Annotated in this window: 23 protein-coding genes and 1 tRNA gene; 17 read left to right on the forward strand and 7 right to left on the reverse strand. The window is 68.1% G+C overall.

The window, feature by feature from the left end; genetic code table 11:
- Positions 1-12 precede the first annotated feature (12 nt).
- A complete protein-coding gene (locus ASG17_RS03290; RefSeq protein WP_056099154.1) occupies positions 13-483 on the forward strand; it encodes an Rrf2 family transcriptional regulator in 471 nt (156 codons plus the stop codon).
- Positions 480-1283 (forward strand): SDR family oxidoreductase, encoded by an 804-nt coding sequence (locus ASG17_RS03295; RefSeq protein ID WP_056099157.1) that lies wholly within the window; start codon positions 480-482, stop codon positions 1281-1283. Before ASG17_RS03290 ends, ASG17_RS03295 begins: the two co-directional genes overlap by 4 nt.
- A 165-nt stretch (positions 1284-1448) precedes the next feature.
- Here ASG17_RS03295 and ASG17_RS03300 read toward each other — a convergent pair whose 3' ends face one another.
- Both ASG17_RS03300 and ASG17_RS03305 read right to left on the reverse strand, forming a co-directional pair.
- Positions 1449-1823, reverse strand: coding sequence for a DUF1801 domain-containing protein (locus ASG17_RS03300; protein ID WP_200935021.1), 375 nt, complete (start codon positions 1821-1823; stop codon positions 1449-1451).
- 3 nt (positions 1824-1826) lie between these two features.
- Positions 1827-2525, reverse strand: a complete 699-nt coding sequence (locus tag ASG17_RS03305) for a MarC family protein (RefSeq protein WP_056099161.1) — start codon at positions 2523-2525, stop codon at positions 1827-1829.
- 73 nt (positions 2526-2598) lie between these two features.
- On the opposite strand from ASG17_RS03305, the gene pyrF reads away from it, so the two are divergent.
- Positions 2599-3306: an orotidine-5'-phosphate decarboxylase gene (pyrF, locus tag ASG17_RS03310; protein WP_056103014.1), complete on the forward strand. Its 708-nt coding sequence runs from the start codon at positions 2599-2601 to the stop codon at positions 3304-3306.
- A 3-nt stretch (positions 3307-3309) separates the two neighbouring features.
- On the opposite strand, the gene ASG17_RS03315 is transcribed toward pyrF, so the two are convergent.
- The 3 genes from ASG17_RS03315 to ASG17_RS03325 form a co-directional block, all read right to left on the reverse strand.
- The gene (locus tag ASG17_RS03315) at positions 3310-3933 is read right to left on the reverse strand and encodes a hypothetical protein (RefSeq protein ID WP_056099163.1); all 624 of its coding nucleotides are present in this window, start codon (positions 3931-3933) and stop codon (positions 3310-3312) included.
- Between the two features lie 78 nt (positions 3934-4011).
- On the reverse strand, positions 4012-4959 hold the full coding sequence (locus tag ASG17_RS03320) for a hypothetical protein (protein WP_056099166.1): 948 nt from the start codon (positions 4957-4959) through the stop codon (positions 4012-4014).
- Positions 4960-5077: 118 nt separating this feature from the next.
- Complete coding sequence (locus ASG17_RS03325) at positions 5078-5314, reverse strand: DUF1674 domain-containing protein (RefSeq protein ID WP_082496091.1); 237 nt, start codon at positions 5312-5314, stop codon at positions 5078-5080.
- 87 nt (positions 5315-5401) lie between these two features.
- On the opposite strand from ASG17_RS03325, the gene htpX reads away from it, so the two are divergent.
- The 7 genes from htpX (at position 5402) to ASG17_RS03360 (ending at position 11469) form a co-directional block, all read left to right on the forward strand.
- Positions 5402-6346, forward strand: a complete 945-nt coding sequence (htpX, locus tag ASG17_RS03330) for a zinc metalloprotease HtpX (RefSeq protein ID WP_056099172.1) — start codon at positions 5402-5404, stop codon at positions 6344-6346.
- Between the two features lie 198 nt (positions 6347-6544).
- Complete coding sequence (locus tag ASG17_RS03335; protein ID WP_082496092.1) at positions 6545-7669, forward strand: glycosyl hydrolase 53 family protein; 1125 nt, start codon at positions 6545-6547, stop codon at positions 7667-7669.
- A gap of 70 nt (positions 7670-7739) precedes the next feature.
- Positions 7740-8966: an argininosuccinate synthase gene (locus tag ASG17_RS03340; protein WP_056099175.1), complete on the forward strand. Its 1227-nt coding sequence runs from the start codon at positions 7740-7742 to the stop codon at positions 8964-8966.
- Between the two features lie 71 nt (positions 8967-9037).
- On the forward strand, positions 9038-9499 hold the full coding sequence (locus ASG17_RS03345) for a hypothetical protein (protein ID WP_056099178.1): 462 nt from the start codon (positions 9038-9040) through the stop codon (positions 9497-9499).
- Between the two features lie 85 nt (positions 9500-9584).
- Positions 9585-10091 carry a hypothetical protein gene (locus ASG17_RS03350; protein ID WP_056099181.1) on the forward strand — a complete coding sequence of 169 codons (507 nt, stop codon included), beginning with the start codon at positions 9585-9587 and terminating at the stop codon, positions 10089-10091.
- 95 nt (positions 10092-10186) lie between these two features.
- The gene (locus ASG17_RS03355) at positions 10187-10846 is read left to right on the forward strand and encodes a LysE family translocator (RefSeq protein WP_056099182.1); all 660 of its coding nucleotides are present in this window, start codon (positions 10187-10189) and stop codon (positions 10844-10846) included.
- Positions 10847-10911: 65 nt separating this feature from the next.
- Entirely contained in the window at positions 10912-11469 is a 558-nt protein-coding gene (locus ASG17_RS03360) for a hypothetical protein (RefSeq protein WP_056099185.1), read from the forward strand.
- A 59-nt stretch (positions 11470-11528) separates the two neighbouring features.
- Here the strand turns inward: ASG17_RS03360 and ASG17_RS03365 are convergent, their stop codons facing one another.
- Positions 11529-12269, reverse strand: a complete 741-nt coding sequence (locus ASG17_RS03365) for a DUF6065 family protein (RefSeq protein WP_056099186.1) — start codon at positions 12267-12269, stop codon at positions 11529-11531.
- A gap of 49 nt (positions 12270-12318) precedes the next feature.
- Between ASG17_RS03365 and ASG17_RS03370 the strand changes: the two genes are divergently transcribed.
- The 7 genes from ASG17_RS03370 (at position 12319) to ASG17_RS03390 (ending at position 16047) form a co-directional block, all read left to right on the forward strand.
- Positions 12319-12855 (forward strand): prolyl-tRNA synthetase associated domain-containing protein, encoded by a 537-nt coding sequence (locus ASG17_RS03370; protein ID WP_082496094.1) that lies wholly within the window; start codon positions 12319-12321, stop codon positions 12853-12855.
- Between the two features lie 43 nt (positions 12856-12898).
- Entirely contained in the window at positions 12899-13252 is a 354-nt protein-coding gene (locus ASG17_RS15380; protein WP_156367715.1) for a hypothetical protein, read from the forward strand.
- Between the two features lie 150 nt (positions 13253-13402).
- On the forward strand, positions 13403-13702 hold the full coding sequence (locus tag ASG17_RS03375) for a hypothetical protein (RefSeq protein ID WP_156367716.1): 300 nt from the start codon (positions 13403-13405) through the stop codon (positions 13700-13702).
- Between the two features lie 129 nt (positions 13703-13831).
- A complete protein-coding gene (locus ASG17_RS03380; RefSeq protein WP_156367717.1) occupies positions 13832-14269 on the forward strand; it encodes a hypothetical protein in 438 nt (145 codons plus the stop codon).
- Positions 14270-14318: 49 nt separating this feature from the next.
- A tRNA-Arg gene (locus tag ASG17_RS15385) sits at positions 14319-14391 on the forward strand.
- A gap of 94 nt (positions 14392-14485) precedes the next feature.
- Positions 14486-15379 carry a co-chaperone YbbN gene (locus ASG17_RS03385; RefSeq protein WP_056099195.1) on the forward strand — a complete coding sequence of 298 codons (894 nt, stop codon included), beginning with the start codon at positions 14486-14488 and terminating at the stop codon, positions 15377-15379.
- A gap of 11 nt (positions 15380-15390) precedes the next feature.
- A complete protein-coding gene (locus ASG17_RS03390; protein WP_056099199.1) occupies positions 15391-16047 on the forward strand; it encodes an LON peptidase substrate-binding domain-containing protein in 657 nt (218 codons plus the stop codon).
- On the opposite strand, the gene ASG17_RS03395 is transcribed toward ASG17_RS03390, so the two are convergent.
- Positions 16041-16763, reverse strand: coding sequence for a GDSL-type esterase/lipase family protein (locus ASG17_RS03395; RefSeq protein WP_056099202.1), 723 nt, complete (start codon positions 16761-16763; stop codon positions 16041-16043). The genes ASG17_RS03390 and ASG17_RS03395 overlap by 7 nt on opposite strands.
- Positions 16764-16866: the final 103 nt, after the last annotated feature.

Genomic DNA, 16866 nt, shown 5'->3' on the forward strand with positions numbered 1-16866 from the left:
AGGCGAAACGCCATGTCAGACAGCCAACGCTTCCCCGTCGCCGCCCACACCCTGGCCTATCTGGCCCACAAGGGCGCCTATGCGCCCGCGCAGGCGGCGGCCAGCGCCGTGTTGGCGGCCTCCATTCCGACCAATCCGGTGGTGGTGCGGCGGGTGACGGCCCTGCTGGCCAAGGCGGGTCTGATCGCCACCCGTCCAGGCGCGGCGGGCGGCTCCTGGCTGCTGCGAAAGCCAGAGACGATCCGGCTGGACGAGGTGCTGCGCGCGGTGAACGGCTGCGCCAACCTGGGCTCCACGCCGATGGGCGCCGCGGGCTGCCCCGTCAGCGAACACATTCCTCGCCAGGTGGCCAAGGCCCTGACGGCGGTGGACGAGGCGGCGAACGCCTGCCTGTCCAAGATCACCATCGCCGACCTGCTGGCCGACAACCCCGCCGCGTTGCAGGGCTACGAGCCGCACAAGTCCTGCCCCGTCGCGGCGTGACGGAACGAAGGACGGCGCTGGTCACCGGCGCCTCGGCCGGTCTTGGGGCGGCGCTGGCGCGCGCCTATGCGAAGAACGGCTGGGACCTGATCCTGACCGCGCGGCGCGAGGACCGGCTGGCCGAGATCGCAAGCGCCCTGGCGGTCGAGTTCGACATCACGGCCGCCATCATCCCCGAAGACCTGTCCGATCCCGCCGCGCCCTTGCGTCTGGTGCGCGAGATCGAGGGGCGGGGCCTCGTCGTCGACGCCCTGATCAACAACGCCGGCTACTCGCTGACGCAAGGCTTCCTTGAGCTGTCGCCCGCCGATCACGCCGCCATGATCCAGGTCATGCTGTCGGCGCCGATCGAGCTGAGCCGGCGCCTGGCCCCGGCCATGACCGAGCGCGGCTTCGGCCGGATCATGAACGTGGCGTCCCTGGCCGGCCTGATGCCGGCGACCGGCGGCGACACCCTGTACGGCCCGATCAAGAGCTTCCTGATCAAGGCGTCGAACGGCCTGCATCTGGAGCTGAAGGACCGGGGCGTCCACGTCAGCGCCCTGTGCCCCGGCTACACCCTGACCGAGTTTCACGACGCCAACGGCTCGCGCGCGCAGGTGTCGGGGGCATACCCCGGTTGGATGTGGATGGACGCCGACCGCGTCGCCGAGATCGGCTATCATGGGCTGGAGGACAACCGGCCGGTGGTGGTGCCGGGCGCCGCCAACAAGGCGCTGGCGTTCCTGGCCAAGCACCTGCCGGACGGCATGGCGCTGAAGATGGTCGGCGGCCACGCGAAAAGGCTGGACCGGCTTTAGTCGCGCAGGCCTCCCAAGGCCGTCATCCTCGGACTTGATCCGAGGATCAGGCGCCGATCGTGCTGACGTCGGATGGCCCAAGCGACAGCGTCTCAGCCTGCCGTGATAGCCCACCGGATAGCCTGATCCTCGGATCAAGTCCGAGGATGACGGGCTTGGGTGGGCTTAACGCGTGGCCGCCAGCCAGCGCTCGCACAGGTCGCCGAACGGCCCCTCCACAGCCTCCAGCGCCGCCGCGTCTTTGAACACCAGCACCCCGCGATCCGGCGCCGCCCAGCGGGCCAGTCTGTCGGGGTCGGTGAACGCGAACCCCGCCGCGTCCTTCGCCTTCGCGCCCCGGTGCAGCACCACCCGCACCGCGCCCGACCGCTCCAGCCCCAAAGTGATGCGGTCGTCGCCCTCGACGCAGAAGCTGGGCGCGTTCCACTTGATGTGTTCGGTCACGTCCGGCGCGGCGGCCAGGGCGATGTCGCGCAGACGCCGCGTCAGCGGTCGGATCGCCTCGGGCCAGGTCTCGATGAAGGCCTCGACCCCGGACAAGCCCTAGTGCCCAGCCGCCGGGTAGGGCGTCGTCACCGAGCCGGCGAACATGCCGGGCAGGGCTTCGGACAAACCCATCAGGATGAACTGGATCGCAAGGGCGCACAGGATCAGGCCCAGCACCCGCACCACGATGGCCAGGCCCACCTCGCCCAGCATGCGGCTGAGCGGTCCGGTCAGCGCGAAGCAGACGAATGACACAAGCGCCGCCGCGGCGACGGCCACCAGCGAGGCGACCGTGCCGCTGGCGCCCAGCTTCTCGGCCTCGCCGGCCTGGATGATGATGGCCGAGATGGCGCCGGGCCCGATCATCAGGGGGATGGCGAAGGGCACCACCAGTCGCTGGAACCGCCGCCGGGCGTAGCCGCGCACGTCCTTGGCGTCATGAATCGCGTCCTTGTCCGCGAAGGTGGCCAGGAAGTCCTCGCGCGCCATGTCCAGGCCGAGCAGCAGCAGCAGCACGCCGCCTGCGATGCGGAAGGCCGCCAGCGAGATGCCGAAGAACTGCAGCAGGCCCAGGCCGGTGAAGAAGAAGAAGGCCAGGAAGACCGCCGCGAACAGGCAGATCAGGGCCGACACGGAAATACGCTGGCGCAGGGACGCGCCCGCCGTGGCCGCCGCGAAGATGGGAATGTTGCCCAGGGGGTCCAGCAGCGCGAACAGCGTCACGAACAGGTTGACGCCCAGATCGACCGCGTTCATGCCGCCCCAGCCTCGCAAATCAAAGGAACGGCCTGCTTAGCCGTTTGACAGGAGTCCGTCGATGTCCTCGCCGCTGCTCGCCGACCCGCGCCTGATCGTCGGTCTGGATCTGCCCTCGGTGGAGGCGGCTCGCGAGATGGTCGACCGCATCGGCAATGTGGTGACCTTCTACAAGATCGGCCTGACCCTGCTGGCGCGACCCGGCGGCGTCGCCTTCGCCCATGAGCTGCGGGCGCGCGGCAAGGAGGTGTTCCAGGACTGGAAGCTGCACGACATCGGCGCCCAGGTCGAAGGCGCGGCGCGGGCGGTGGCCGAGGGCGGCTGCGACCTGCTGACCGTCCATGCCGAGCCGCAGGTCATGACCGGCGCGGTGAAGGGGCGGGGCTCCAGCGATACGAAAATCCTGGGCGTCACCGTCCTGACCAGTCTGTCGGACGGCGATCTGGTCGATCTGGGGTACGGATTCACGGCGCGCGATCTGGTGCTGAAACGCGTGCGGCAGGCGCTGGAATGCGGCGTCGACGGCATCGTCTCCAGCCCCCTCGAGGCCGCCGCCGCCCGCGCCCTGGCCGATGAGGCAGGACGGCCCGACTTCCTGATCGTGACGCCGGGCGTGCGTCCATCCGGCGCGGATCTGGGCGACCAGCAGCGGGTGGCGACGCCGGCGGCGGCGCTGCAGGCCGGCGCCTCGCATCTGGTGGTCGCCCGCCCCGTCATCGGCGACGAAAAGCCCCAGATGGCGGCGGCCCGCATCGCCGCCGAGATGTCGGCGATCCACTAGGGCCTAGCGGTCGTCCAGGATGTCGTAGCAGCCGCAGCTGCGGTTGTAGTCGCCGTACCGGGTGCGGTCGCCATAGCCGTGATACCGGGCGCTGGGCGGGCGGTCGTCATTATAGCCATAGACGTCGCGATAGCCCTGGCGTGCGCTGTAGCCATAGCGGCCGCCGCGATCGTAGCCGCGATACGGCGCCTGATAGGCGTACGGATTTCCGTACCGGTTGTAGCCGCTATAGCCGGTGTAGCCGCCGTAGCTGTAGCCGGAATATCCGCCGCCGGCCGCGTAACCGCGCGTGGCGAAACCGGCCACGGCCTCGGGGCCGCGCGAATAGTTCGGCTGGCCCCAGGATCCCTGATAGTCGGGATAGGGGGGCGGCCCGTATTGCGGTTCGCCCCGGCCGTAGCCGCCGTAGGCCTGTCCGCCGTGGCTCTGGTCGTAACCCTGTCCGCCGTAGCCTTGGCCGCCGTAGCTCTGACCGTAGCCTTGGCCCCCGTAGCTCTGTCCGCCGTAACTCTGGCCGTAACCGCTCGAGTATCCGGCGGAATAGCCGGAGCCATAGCCCTGGGCCGCCGCCGGGGCGGCGATGGCGGCCAGAGCCGCCGCCGCGATGATGATCGACAGTCGCCGCATGGCGCACTCCCTTCCCTGAACGGAATGGTTAATGCGTAGCGTGGCCGTTTCGTTCTGTCTTCACCTTATGCGCGGGGCTCAGCCGCGCTCGCCGGGCTCCTGGCGATAGGGAACGGCCGATCCGGGCGGCGGCAGGTCGCCATAGTAGCCCTGGTCGTTGCGGGCCGGAACGTAGTCCGGGATGTAGGGCTGGGCGTCCGGATACGGATAGCCCTGGCCCTGATCGCCGCCCTGGTCGGGATAGACGTAGACGCTCTCGGGTTGGACATAGACCTCTTCGCTGGAGGCTTCGTAGCTCGAGTAGGACGAGCCCCCACGGACCGCGCTGCTGGAATAGCCGCCCTGGTAGCCGTAGCCCCCGCCCTGGTAACCGCCGCCCTGGTAACCGCTGTCGTAGCCGTAGCCGCCGCCTTGCGGGTAGCCGCCCGAGTATCCGTCCTGATAGCCGTAACCGCCGCCGTGGCTCTCGGACCCGCGGCAGTCGCAGGGCGGCGGAGGCGGGGGAGCGGGCGGCCGGCACCCGCGATAGCAGGTGTCGGTGGTGCGGTAGTCGCGGCCGAAGCCCCAGACGCGATAGCCGTAGGGCCGGCTGATCGGGGCCGGGCCGCGCGTCTCGGCGTAGATGGGACCGCTATAGCCGCCGCCGTAACCGTCGTAGTCCCCATACGAAAAGCCGCCGCCGGCGCCGATGATGGTTCCGCCATAGCCGCCGCGACCCTGGAAGGCGCCGGTCGAATAGGCCCGCGCACCGCCATAGGCGCTGGCGTAGGCGCGCGCCGAGGCATTCACGTTGACGTTGATGTTGGTGTTTCCGCCATAGTGACCGCCGCCGTGCGGAGGCTGGGGGCGAGGCGGCTGGGGCGGGTGTCCGTCGCCGCCATGTCCGCCGCCGCCATGTCCGCCGCCGCCATGTCCGCCGCCACATGAGCTGCAGCCGCCGCCGCCGTGACCACCGCCGCTTCCGCCGGCAAGCGCGGGGCTGGCGGCCGCGAGGGCCAGAAGGGCGGCCAGGATCGGCAGGCGCATGGTCAGTCTCCGGATTCGGAGGCGCACCCTATGGACCCCGGACGGCGCCCGCAGTCGTTCGCATCCCTGTGGGGCGTCTTAACCCTGTCCTTCGCCTGTCAGGGGGTTAGCTTGGCCGTCAGAAATCGACCGCCAGGCCCTTCTTCTCCCAGTCGCCGTAGCGCGTCGGTTCAGGCCCGCGCGGGCCGCCGTCTTCGGGCGGCAGATCGGCCGGCTGGGCCTGGCTGCGACGTTCGGCCGCCTCCAGCAGGGCCCGGCGCGCGACCTCGCTGAGCGGGCGATCGTCCCGTGCGTGCGGGACATCGGCGTTCAGGGCGGGGGTCTCTGCGGTCTCGGGGGTGGGATGTTCGGTCACAGGGCGGATGCCTTGAGGCAGGGGGCGGGGAGCGCCAGTTTAGGCGTCCAGAGGCGCGGGGTCACCCGCCTTCAAACGATCGGGCCGATGAACCACCTGAAGACCTTCTCCCTGCTGGCCGCCCTGACCGCCCTGTTCGGCGGTCTCGGCTACCTGATCGGCGGCGCCGGCGGCATGCTGATCGCGCTTCTGATCGCCGGCGGGATGAACCTGTTCAGCTACTGGAACGCCGACAAGATCGTGCTGAAGATGTACCGCGCCCAGCCAGTGGACGAGGCGCATCCCAACGCCGTGGTCCGCAACTATGTCGCCGATGTGCGCCAGATGGCGGCCGACGCGGGCCTGCCCCAGCCGGTCGTGGCGATCATCCCGCAGGATCAGCCGAACGCCTTCGCCACCGGCCGCAATCCGGCCAACGCCGCCGTCTGCGCCACCACGGGCCTGCTGGACATGCTGACCCGTGACGAGGTTCGCGGCGTGATGGCGCACGAACTGGCGCATGTGAAGAACCGTGACACCCTGACCATGACGGTCACCGCCACCATCGCCGGCGCCATCGCCGCCCTGGCCAACTTCGCTCTGTTCTTCGGCGGCGGGGGCAGTGACGAGGAAGAGCGGCCGGGCGGAATCGTCGGCGCGCTGGCCCTGATGATCCTGGCGCCGATGGCCGCCGGTCTGGTGCAGATGGCCATCAGCCGCGCCCGCGAATACGAGGCCGACCGCGTCGGCGCCGAGATCGCCGGCGACCCGCAGGCCCTAGCCTCGGCGCTGGAGAAGATCGAGGCCTATGCGCGCGGGATTCAGAATCCGACGGCGGAGCGCAATCCCGCGTCCGGCCAGCTGTTCATCATCAACCCGCTGGCGGGAAAGGGCGCGGACAATCTGTTCTCGACCCATCCGGCGACGGCGAACCGCGTGCGGGCGCTGCTGGAACGCGTCGGCGGCGCTGTGCGGCGTCCGGCCACCGCCTGGAGCGCGCCATCCGCCAGCACCGGTGTTCCGGTGACACCAAGCCCGGGGCCTTGGAGCTGACATCACAGATTGGCCGCCCTCTCCCGGAGGGAGAGGGCTTAAGGCTCCAAGAGCGAAGCGATTGGCCAAGCCGAAAGGGTGAGGGGTGCGCCCTGTCCTGTTAGGCCCCACCCCTCACCCTTTCGCGCAAAGACTGATCGCTACGCTCTCAGGCGCTCAAGTCCTCTCCCTCTGGGAGAGGGATGCTATGGTGACATCATGACCCGCACCCTCAGCCTGACTCTCGCCGCCGTCCTCGCCGCTTCGACGGCGCATGCCGAGACCCCACGCTTCTACTTCGGCGCCGACCTGTCCTACGTGAATGAGATGGAGGACTGCGGCGCGGTTTACCGCTCGGACGGCGAGGCGCAGGACCCATACCGCCTGTTCGCCAGCCTGGGCACGAACCTGGTCCGCGTCCGCATCTGGAATGACGCCAAGTGGACGCCCTACAGCGACCTGGACGACGTCAAGGAAACCATCCGCCGGTCGAAGGAGGCGGGCATGCAGGTGCTGCTGGACTTCCACTATTCGGACGACTGGGCCGACGGGGACAAGCAGATCGTGCCGGAGGCCTGGCGGCCGATCCGGGATGATGTCCCGGCGCTGTCGGCGGCGCTCTATGACTATACCCGCAGCGTGCTGGACGCTCTGGCGGCAGAGGGGCTGGACCCGGACATGGTCCAGGTCGGCAACGAGACCAATCCAGATCTGATGGGCGAGCTGGACTGGAAGACGGCGCGCCCGGGCATCGACTGGCAGCGCAACGCCGCGCTGTTCAACGCTGGGATCAAGGCGGTGCGCGATGCGGGCGCGGCTTCCGGCCATCCGGCGCGCGTCATGCTGCACATCGCCCAGCCCGAGAACGTCGAGCCCTGGTTCGCGGCCGCCAAGGCGCATGGCGTCACCGACTACGACCTGATCGGCGTCAGCTACTATCGCAAGTGGTCGACGAAGACCCCGGCCGAGCTCTACGACACGATCCGCCGCCTGCGCGGCGCCTATACGGCCGACGTTGTGGTGGTCGAAACCGCCTACCCCTTCACCGCCGAGGGCGAGGATGCCTCGCCGAACCTGCTGGGGACCGACAGCCTGCTGGACGGCTACCCGGCGACCGAGGCGGGCCAGCTGAAATACATGACCGACCTGACCCAGGGCGTCATCGACGCGGGCGGCACGGGCGTCGTCTATTGGGAGCCGGCGTGGGTCTCGACCCGCTGCTCCACCCGCTGGGGCGTGGGCTCCAACTGGGAGAACGCGACCTTCTTCGACTGGACGCGCGGCAACGAACCGACGCTGGCGGCCAGGTGGGCTCAGCAGAGCTATCGCTTCCCGCCACAATAGCGCCCTTGCATAAGAGGGCGTCCGGCCTTTTAAGCGCAGCCCTCTCCTCGACGCCGCCCGGACGCCAGCCATGCCCCAAGACAAGAAGATCAAGAAGGTCGTGCTCGCCTATTCGGGCGGGCTGGACACCTCGATCATCCTGAAGTGGCTACAGACCGAATATCAGGCCGAGGTCGTCACCTTCACCGCCGACCTGGGCCAGGGCGAGGAGCTGGGCCCGGCGCGCGAGAAGGCCCTGAAGCTGGGCATCAAGCCCGAGAACATCTTCATCGACGACCTGCGCGAGGAGTTCGTGCGCGACTTCGTCTTCCCGATGTTCCGCGCCAACACCGTCTATGAGGGCCAGTATCTGCTGGGAACCTCGATCGCCCGGCCGCTGATCGCCAAGCGCCAGATCGAGATCGCCCGCATGGTCGGCGCCGACGCCGTCTGTCACGGCGCGACCGGCAAGGGCAACGACCAGGTCCGGTTCGAGGTCGGCTACTACGCCCTGAACCCCGACATCCACGTCATCGCCCCGTGGCGCGAGTGGGAATACCGGTCGCGCGAGGCCCTGATCGACTTCGCCGAGAAGAACCAGATCCCGGTCTCCAAGGACAAGCGCGGCGAGAGCCCGTTCAGCGTCGACGCCAACCTGTTGCACTCGTCCAGCGAGGGCAAGGTGCTTGAGGATCCGGCGGTCGAGGCCCCCGAATACGTCCATATGCGCACCATCGCGCCCGAGGATGCGCCGGACACGCCGCACATCTTCACCCTCAGCTTCGAGCGGGGCGACGCGGTCGCGATCGACGGCGTGGCGATGTCGCCCGCCACCCTCCTGACCGAGCTGAACCGACTGGGTCACGACAACGGCGTGGGCCGTCTGGACCTGGTCGAGAACCGCTTCGTCGGCATGAAGTCGCGCGGTGTCTATGAGACGCCGGGCGGCACGATCCTGCTGGCCGCGCACCGGGGCATCGAGAGCATCACCCTGGATCGCGGCGCCATGCACCTGAAGGACGAGCTGATGCCGAAATATGCATCGCTCATCTACAACGGCTTCTGGTTCGCGCCGGAGCGCGAGATGCTGCAGGCCGCCATCGACCATTCACAGGCCAAGGTCTCCGGCGAGGTGCGGGTGAAGCTCTACAAGGGCAATGTCACCATCATCGGCCGCACCAGCCCGCACAGCCTCTACGATCAGGACCTGGTCACCTTCGAAGAGGGCGTCCAGGCCTATGACCACCGTGACGCCGCCGGCTTCATCAAGCTGAACGCGCTGCGCCTGCGTGTCCTGGCGCGGCGGGACCAGCGCTAGCCTTCGTTTCGACAGCCTTGTTTTAGCCCGGCCCGCCGATCACGGTGGCCGGGTCTTCATCGGGAGTTCCCATGCGTATCGCCTCTTCCCTGGCCGTGGCCGCCGCCCTGTTCGTCGCCGCGCCCGTCATGGCCCAGACCCCGCCGCCCGCCGCCGCCGAGGCGCCGATCTCGCCGGAAGAGGCCGCGCTGAACGTTAAGGCGCAGGCCTTTTCGGCCCGCATGCAGCAACTCGGGACCGAACTGGAGGCCGCTATCACGACCGGCGCCGGCGATCAGACCAAGACCATGGCTGACGTGGACGTCGTGCTGGGCCGCTATCGGCCCGAGGTGAATACCTTCGCCGATGACGTCGCGACGTTCCTGAACGGCGAGTCCGCCAAGTCGACCGATCCGGAAGAGAAGGCCGGTCTGGCCCAGGCCGCGACCAGCGCCAGCGCCTCGATCCGGGGCATCCCCGATCAGGCTCGCGCCGGCATCCTGGAGCGCCTGACCAATCCGCCGGCCCCGGCGGCTCCGGCCGCGCCCCAGTAGCCTCGCCGCCAAGCCTTACCGCGATTTCACTTGTGGCCGGACGGCGTTCGGCGGACCTTTCGGGCGTCCGCCGAAGGAGCCCGCCATGATCCGCGCCATCTCTCTTTCCGCCCTGCTGGCGGTCCTGCCCGTATCCACCGCCTTCGCCGCCGATGAGCCCGAGAGCGCCGCCGAGGCCGCGTTCGAGGCCCAGGCCGCCGCCTTCGAGGCCAGGATGGAGGCGGTCGAGCGACAGGCCGACGCCATTCAGGCCGACGACAGCCTGAGCGAGGAAGAACAGGGCGCCCGCATCTCGGCCCTGATGGCCGCGCACCAGGGCGAGATCACCGCCTTCGCCGGCGCCGCCGCCGCCTTCGCCGCCGACGCCACCGCCGCCGCCATGGCCGATGTGGACGTGGCCGCCATCGTCGCGGAAGCCATGGATAGCCCCGAGGTCCAGCAAGCCATCGCCGGGGGTGTCGGCATCGCCGCCAACAGCGCCTGGACCCATCCCGACGCCGACCAGATGGTCACCTACCAGCTGATGGCCCAGCATGCGCTCGACGAGGCCGGCATGGCGGCCGACGACGCCGAAGCGGCGGATCCGCATTAGGCGCTGATCCGCCAGCTCATCCTGGCTCCCGTCGGGATTAGCGGTTTTGGGAAGCACGAGCTTGACGCTGGCTCGTCGCCGACCGAAGCGGGCCCATGCCCGTCGATCCGCATCTCTATCTGACCTTCCTGGCCGTCATGTCCGTGATGGCCGTCACGCCCGGCCCGGCCAATCTGTTCGCCATCGCGGCGGGCGTTGAGCGTGGGCGGCGCAAGGCGCTGCTGGGCGTGCTGGGGATGAACCTGGCGACCCTGGTCTGGTTCTGCGCGGCGGCCCTGGGACTGGGCGCGCTGGTGTCGGCCTTCCCCGGCGTGTTCCGCATCGTCGCGGTGCTGGGCGCCGCCTACGTGGCGTGGCTGGGGCTCAAGGCCTTTCACAGCGCGCTGAAGCCGGCGGCCCGGGCGCCCGCCGTCATCGCGACCGACCCGGCGCCGTCGGTGCGCGGCGCGCGCACCGCGCTGATGGACGGCTTCATGGTTCAGATCGCCAATCCCAAGGCGGTCCTGTTCTTCACAGCCGTCCTGCCGCCCTTCATCGACGTCGCGCGGCCGGTCGCGCCGCAACTGGGCCTGTTCGCCGTGGCCATGATCGGCTTGGACGCCCTGTCGATGAGCGCCTATGCGCTGAGCGGCGCCGCATTGGCCAGGCGGATGACAGAGCCGCGTTTTCGGCGCATCTTCGGGGTCTTCACCGGCGTACTTCTCTTATCGGCCGCTGTGATGATTGTTTTGCGAATTGAGTGGGTTCCGACGTGATGGAACCCGCCTTGTTCATCCGCGGTTCAGCTTGGGACGCGTCGTCTGGCGCAAAGGAGTCTTCGATGACAAAGACATGGATCCGGCCGGCCCTGCTGGCCACGGCGGCCGCGCTGGCCCTGGCCGCCTGCGCCACCCCGACCCCCTATCAGCCCGCCGGCTACAACGGCCAGCGCGGCGGCTATGCCGAGCAGCGGCTGGAAGCCGACCGCTTCCGCGTCACCTTCGCCGGCAACTCGGCCACCTCGCGCGAGCAGGTCGAGACCAGCCTGTTGCTGCGCGCCGCAGAGATCACCGTCGAGAACGGCGCCGACTGGTTCATGACCGCCAGCCGCGCCACCGACCGTGACGTCCGCTACCTGGGCGGCGTCAGCCCGTGGGCCCGGCGCGGCGGCCTTTACGGCGGCTACTGGGGTCCGTCGTGGCGCTACTACAGCCGCGGCTACTGGAGCCCCTGGGGCGATCCGTTCGGCGACGACTTCGACGTCCGCGCCGTCGATCGCTACGAGGCCAACGCCGAGATCGTGCTGGGACGCGGGCCCAAGCCGGCCAACGATCCCAACGCCTTCGATGCGCGCGAGGTCATCGCCAACCTGGGCGGCCGCGTCGCCCGGCCTATGTAAGGCCTTCGTCTCATTGAGCGAAGCGTGAGAGGGCGGGCCGTGGGCCCGCCCTTGTCACATCAGGCCAGCCTCGGCGTCTGCAGCCGGCGCTTGTTGGCGTGGGTCTCGGGCGCCGTGCCCAACTCCTCGGGCAGCTCGCCCTTGAAGTAGAAGCGCTGCCACGCCTCCTTGGCCGCATCGGGATCGCCCGAGGCCAGGCGTTTGTTGAAGTCGGTGCGCTGGCGATTCCAGGCCTCGAACTGGCCATGCATCACCGGGTTGGATTCCAGCGAGCGGATGATGGGGGTGACCTCCTCCATCTTGCGATGCTCGACCAGGGTGATGAAGCAGAAGGGTTCGCCCTTCTCGAAGCGGATCTTGCCCGGCCGGGTGAAGACCCAGTTCATGGTGAAGGGGAAGGGCAGCCAGTCGGTCTCGATCAGGCCGACCAGCGGCTGGATGCCGTCCTTCAGATGGTTGGGCGAGCCCGAGCACAGCATCCCCCAGCCCGGCGGCGAGCGGAACAGATACTGCGGGTGCATGGTCAGGACGCCGCGCGAGAAGTGCGAGGTCACCACATGCTTGATGTCCGGCTGCGGCCGGTCCGGCGTGATGACGATGTCTTCCTGACGCGGGCCGCCGTTCCACTCGGCCTGGAAGCCGAAGGGGCACAGGATCTCCCACCCGGTGGTGTTGGCCATGTTCAGCGGCAGGCAGCGATAGGGATGCCGGCTGGCGAAGGCGTCCATCCAGTTGCGCGACTGGCTGCCGGGACGCAGGTCCGGCGGCCGGGCGGTCATGGGATAGCATTCCAGTTCCAAGGCGACGCTCCGAACGCTAACGAGGGAGCCACTCTCCTAGCGGTCCCCGATGACGCCCGACAAGACGCCCGATTCTGATCCGGCTCCCCCCTTCGACCGCGACGCCCTGCTGGACTGGCTGGCCGAGCGGGGGATCGATCAGGTCACCACCGACCACCCGGCCGTCTTCCGCGTCGAGGACGGCCACGACATGAAGGTCGGGATCGAGGGGCTGCACACCAAGAACCTGTTCCTCAAGGACAAGAAGCAGCAGCTGTGGCTGGTCTCGGCCGCCCAGGACACGGTCATCGACCTGAAGCGCCTGCCCGCCGTCATTGGCTCGGACCGGCTGTCGTTCGGCAACGAGGGGCTGATGTGGGAGACGCTGGGCGTGCGGCCAGGATCGGTGACGGCGCTGGGGCTGGTGAATGACGTCGACCGGCGCGTGCATTTCGTCATCGACCGGCGGCTGTGGGAGGCGGATCAGGTCAACTTCCACCCACTGGTGAATACGGCCACCACGACGCTGATGCGGGAGGCGCTGCGAGCGGTAATGGCGGCTCTGGGGCGCGAGGCCGTGGTGGTGGATTTTGAGGCGCTGGAATAAAGGCTAGCGTCTCCTTTCGACCCGTTGCGGACATCGCAGCATCGTGGGACTGACGCTGATGCATGTGGTTGTGGCTTTCTCCCCAAACTATGGGACAGCAGATGCCCCCGAACTCGGCAACGCCTTCTGGCTGGTCGAGTCGCCGGCCAATCGCGCCATCGCTGAACAGAAGTGGAAAGCCAAATCGACCGATCCGAACAGTGCGATATTGAAGTCTGGCGACGCACCGGACGTCGAAGGCATGTTCGCGACTGTGGACCTTCACCATCCAAACTGGTCTCGCGTTGATTTCATCGGCGCGTCGCTCACCAACGGCCTAGAATATCTTTTCCGAGACGCGGGCTTCCAGATTGCGGAGTTGCCTTCCGGCTTCGCTCTCACCCGCCAAGTCCTCTAACCACCCTTCGGCGAAGGTCTGTTCCCGACCCACCCCAGACTTTCGCAGTTGCAGCTTGCCGTATGCGCGGCCTGACCACATCATCATGCGATGACAGCGTCGTTCCTCGCTAGGTTGCGCGTCCCCGTCTTAGCAGGGACGGGCTACGCCATGATTTTTCTGGGTTTGGTGGTGCCGTATTGCTGGGGCGGCGAGATTCCCTTGAGGCTTGCGAACATCGGAATCTGGTTCAACCCAATAACCTACTTTGCCGCCTACCTGATTTCATTCGGATCTGCGCCCACGAGTTGGCAGGCTGTCGCCCTCGGAACCCTCGCTAGCTTCATCTTGGCGTTTTTTATCTGCACCCTGTGCATGGTGTTGGGTCGGGTCTCAAAGTTGCTTCTGGCCATCCCGCTGGCCCTGTTCCTTTGGTATTCGATCGCCATGTCGCCTATCGCTTTAGGCTGATAGCCACCCTCAGGCGACGGTCCGCTCCTGACCCATTGCGGACATCGCGGTTTTTGCACACCACCCACCGATGAGGAATGAAGAGTCCCGGAGACAGCTGGGTCGTTTCAAATGGTCAGGAGGGATGAGGTGGACCAGATGCTGATGCCGAACAGGAAAAACGCCTGCATTTCGATTATGATTTGCCTCGTTTTTGTATTCGGAGGCGTGGCCTGCGCTATTTTGCTTTTCGATAAAGGCACCCTGGGCGCGTGGATGCAGTTGGTCGTCTTAGCCGTAGGGACAGTCTATTTCGGCATTGAGGCGGCCAAGCTTGTTTCATTGATGCTGACAGGCTTTCCGGTATTGAGACTGGATGGCGACGCATTTGTTCTTAACTGGCCGGTCCGCAAGACAATTCGCATATCATACGTGCAGTCGCTCCGGCTTGAGCCCAGTCATATCGCGTCGCCGGAAGCTTTGATTTTCTCACTGGCGTCTGGAAAGCAGATTTCGGTGCTTTCATGGATATTCAGGCATCATCCCAAGGTCGTTCTGGACATTCTATCACAGCGTCTGGAGAAATGACTGCTTTCCACCCGTTGCGGACATTCCCCACGTCAGTAAGCTGACGCCGAGCGCGGTAGCATAACCGGAGAGTGCATCAGGTTCGCCCTGAAGACGCCGGGTTCAAGTCCCGGCCCGCGCTTGCGACCGCGCTTCCTGGTCCCCGCCACCTTGCCGCACCCGCCTCGCGCGACCATCTCCCGCCTGCCGCGTTTTAAAGCTCACACGGAGACTTCCATGACCTTCGCCGACCCGACCGCCACCGCCGACCTGATCAAGGAAGGCTCCGACGCCTCCTTCATGGCCGATGTGGTCGAGGCGTCGAAGAGCCAGCCGGTCATCGTCGACTTCTGGGCCACCTGGTGCGGGCCGTGCCGGCAGCTGACGCCGGCGCTCGAGAAGGCGGTCCGGGCCGCCGGCGGAGCGGTGAAGCTGGTCAAGATCGACGTCGACAAGAACCCGGCCTATGCGGGCCAGCTGCGGGTCCAGTCCATCCCGACCGTCTACGCCTTCGTCGACGGCCAGCCGGTCGACGGCTTCCAGGGCGCGGTGCCCGAAAGCCAGATCACCGCCTTCATCGCCAAGCTGGCGGGCGGCGGCGACGACGCCTCCAACGACATCGAGCAGCTGATGGCGCTGGGCGAGGAATCGCTGGGCCTCGGCGACTTCGGCGGCGCGGCCCAGGCCTTCGCCCACGTCCTGTCGATCGACACCGAGAACCCCAAGGCCATCGCCGGCATGGCGCGCGTCTACCTGGGCGGCGGCGACATCGACCAGGCGCGCCAGACCCTGGCCATGGCGTCGGGCTCCAACGACCCGGCGATCCAGAGCGTGCGCGCGCAACTGGCCCTGGCCGACCATGCGCCGTCGGGCGAGCACGCCGATCTGGAGGCCAGGGTCGCGGCCGATCCCAACGATCACCAGGCCCGCTTCGATCTGGCCAACGCCCTCTCGGCGTCGGGCGATCTGAAGGGAGCGGTCGATCACCTGTTGAAGATCGTCGCCGCCGACCGCGAATGGAGCGAGCAGGCCGCGCGCAAGCAGTTGCTGACCGTCTTCGATGCGGCGGGCGCGACCTCCGACATCGCCCGCGACGGCCGCAAGCGCCTGTCCTCGATCCTGTTCGCCTGAGCCTGAGACCGATGCCGCAGGGCTATGTTCGCGCCGACGACCTGCCTCAGGTCATCCCCGTCTTCCCGCTGGCCGGCGCCATCGTCCTGCCGCGCGGTCAGCTGCCGCTCAACATCTTCGAGCCGCGCTATCTGAACATGATCGACGACGCGATGGCGGGCGACCGGATCATCGGCATGATCCAGCCGACGGGCGGCCCCAGCCACCTACCGCGCCTGTCGCAGGTCGGCTGCGCGGGCCGGATCACCAGCTTCGCCGAGACGTCGGACGGCCGCTATCTGGTCACCCTGACCGGCGTCTGCCGCTTCCGCGTCGCCGCCGAAATGCCCGCCTCCACCCCGTACCGCCAGGTGCGCGCCGCCTTTCAGGCCTATGAGTCCGATCTGGCCGAGCCGGACCTGGACGCCGAGCTGGACCGGCCCGGCTTCTTCGAGGCCCTGCGCCGATATCTGGATCACCGCGCGCTGGAGATCGACTGGGAGACCGCCGAGGGCGCACCCGTGGACGCCCTGGTCAACAGCCTGTCCATGGCCCTGCCGTTCGATCCGGCCGAGAAGCAGGCTCTGCTGGAGGCGCTGGACCTGACCGCGCGGGCCGAGGCCCTGACCGCCCTGCTGCGCATCGACGCCGCCGACGCGGGCGACGACGCCGCGCCCTCGGTTCAGTAGGTTCGGGACGCGCGCAGCAACGTGGGCCCGCACGACCGCGTGGTTTGGGCTCCGGGCTCTGGATCGTTCATCGGCTCGGCCGCCAGGATACGCGGCTCGGGCGCGATCCTCGGCCCGGTTTCGACGCCAAGGCGGCGCAGACCCGGCGTCAGGGCTTCCAGCCATTGGCGATACCCCGCTGCGTTCAGGTGCAGACCGTCGCGCGTCAGTCGGGGATCTAGCCCGCCGTCCGACAAAGCCAAAACCTCAGCGCCGTCCAGAAAGACCGCGCCGGCCGCCTGCGCCGTCTCGAGCAATGTGCAGTTCAGCCGGGCGACGGCGTCGGCGCGTTCGGCCGCACGGGGCGGTACGGCGAGCACGGCGATCGCGACGTCGGGGCTCAAGGCCCGCCATGTGGCCAGCGTCCGCCCCAACCAGTCGGGCGCCGCCTCGGCCGTGCCATGCGTGATGTCGTTGGTGCCGGCCAGCAGGACGATCCGGGCCGGACGCACGCTCAGAACCTGGGCGGCTCGGTCGTGGACGTCTCTGGCCGCGTCGCCGCTGATGCCGAAGTTGCGGCTGGGCTCGTGCGGGGTCAGGCGGTCCCACTGCGCATGCTCGATCAGGCTGTCGCCGACGAAGGCTGTACCCACGCCGTTCAGAGACGCATAGCCGGCGAACAGCCGAAGCCGACGCTCGCGCCGTGCACGGACGGCACGCGCCTTGGGAACAGACATACTCACGCAACAAGCCAGGCGCCGAGGGGAGCCGGCGTCCCGACCAACATGGGCGCCATGCAACGGGGGTCCAGTAGCGGTGTGGCGTCAGGCGCGATATGAC

The sequence above is a fragment of the Brevundimonas sp. Leaf363 genome (assembly GCF_001424025.1).
GTDB lineage: Bacteria > Pseudomonadota > Alphaproteobacteria > Caulobacterales > Caulobacteraceae > Brevundimonas.

What these genes read in the sequence shown, in the direction of transcription:
- ASG17_RS03355 (WP_056099182.1), top strand. Translation starts at nt 10,187, where the DNA reads ATGCCCGTCGATCCGCATCTCTATCTGACCTTCCTGGCCGTCATGTCC.
- ASG17_RS03315 (WP_056099163.1), bottom strand. Translation starts at nt 3,933, where the DNA reads ATGCGGCGACTGTCGATCATCATCGCGGCGGCGGCTCTGGCCGCCATC.
- ASG17_RS03305 (WP_056099161.1), bottom strand. Translation starts at nt 2,525, where the DNA reads ATGAACGCGGTCGATCTGGGCGTCAACCTGTTCGTGACGCTGTTCGCG.
- ASG17_RS03370 (WP_082496094.1), top strand. Translation starts at nt 12,319, where the DNA reads ATGACGCCCGACAAGACGCCCGATTCTGATCCGGCTCCCCCCTTCGAC.
- htpX (WP_056099172.1), top strand. Translation starts at nt 5,402, where the DNA reads ATGAACCACCTGAAGACCTTCTCCCTGCTGGCCGCCCTGACCGCCCTG.
- ASG17_RS03350 (WP_056099181.1), top strand. Translation starts at nt 9,585, where the DNA reads ATGATCCGCGCCATCTCTCTTTCCGCCCTGCTGGCGGTCCTGCCCGTA.
- ASG17_RS03320 (WP_056099166.1), bottom strand. Translation starts at nt 4,959, where the DNA reads ATGCGCCTGCCGATCCTGGCCGCCCTTCTGGCCCTCGCGGCCGCCAGC.
- ASG17_RS03375 (WP_156367716.1), top strand. Translation starts at nt 13,403, where the DNA reads ATGATTTTTCTGGGTTTGGTGGTGCCGTATTGCTGGGGCGGCGAGATT.
- ASG17_RS03335 (WP_082496092.1), top strand. Translation starts at nt 6,545, where the DNA reads ATGACCCGCACCCTCAGCCTGACTCTCGCCGCCGTCCTCGCCGCTTCG.
- ASG17_RS03395 (WP_056099202.1), bottom strand. Translation starts at nt 16,763, where the DNA reads ATGTCTGTTCCCAAGGCGCGTGCCGTCCGTGCACGGCGCGAGCGTCGG.
- ASG17_RS03345 (WP_056099178.1), top strand. Translation starts at nt 9,038, where the DNA reads ATGCGTATCGCCTCTTCCCTGGCCGTGGCCGCCGCCCTGTTCGTCGCC.
- ASG17_RS03290 (WP_056099154.1), top strand. Translation starts at nt 13, where the DNA reads ATGTCAGACAGCCAACGCTTCCCCGTCGCCGCCCACACCCTGGCCTAT.
- ASG17_RS03390 (WP_056099199.1), top strand. Translation starts at nt 15,391, where the DNA reads ATGCCGCAGGGCTATGTTCGCGCCGACGACCTGCCTCAGGTCATCCCC.
- ASG17_RS03385 (WP_056099195.1), top strand. Translation starts at nt 14,486, where the DNA reads ATGACCTTCGCCGACCCGACCGCCACCGCCGACCTGATCAAGGAAGGC.
- ASG17_RS03360 (WP_056099185.1), top strand. Translation starts at nt 10,912, where the DNA reads ATGACAAAGACATGGATCCGGCCGGCCCTGCTGGCCACGGCGGCCGCG.
- ASG17_RS03340 (WP_056099175.1), top strand. Translation starts at nt 7,740, where the DNA reads ATGCCCCAAGACAAGAAGATCAAGAAGGTCGTGCTCGCCTATTCGGGC.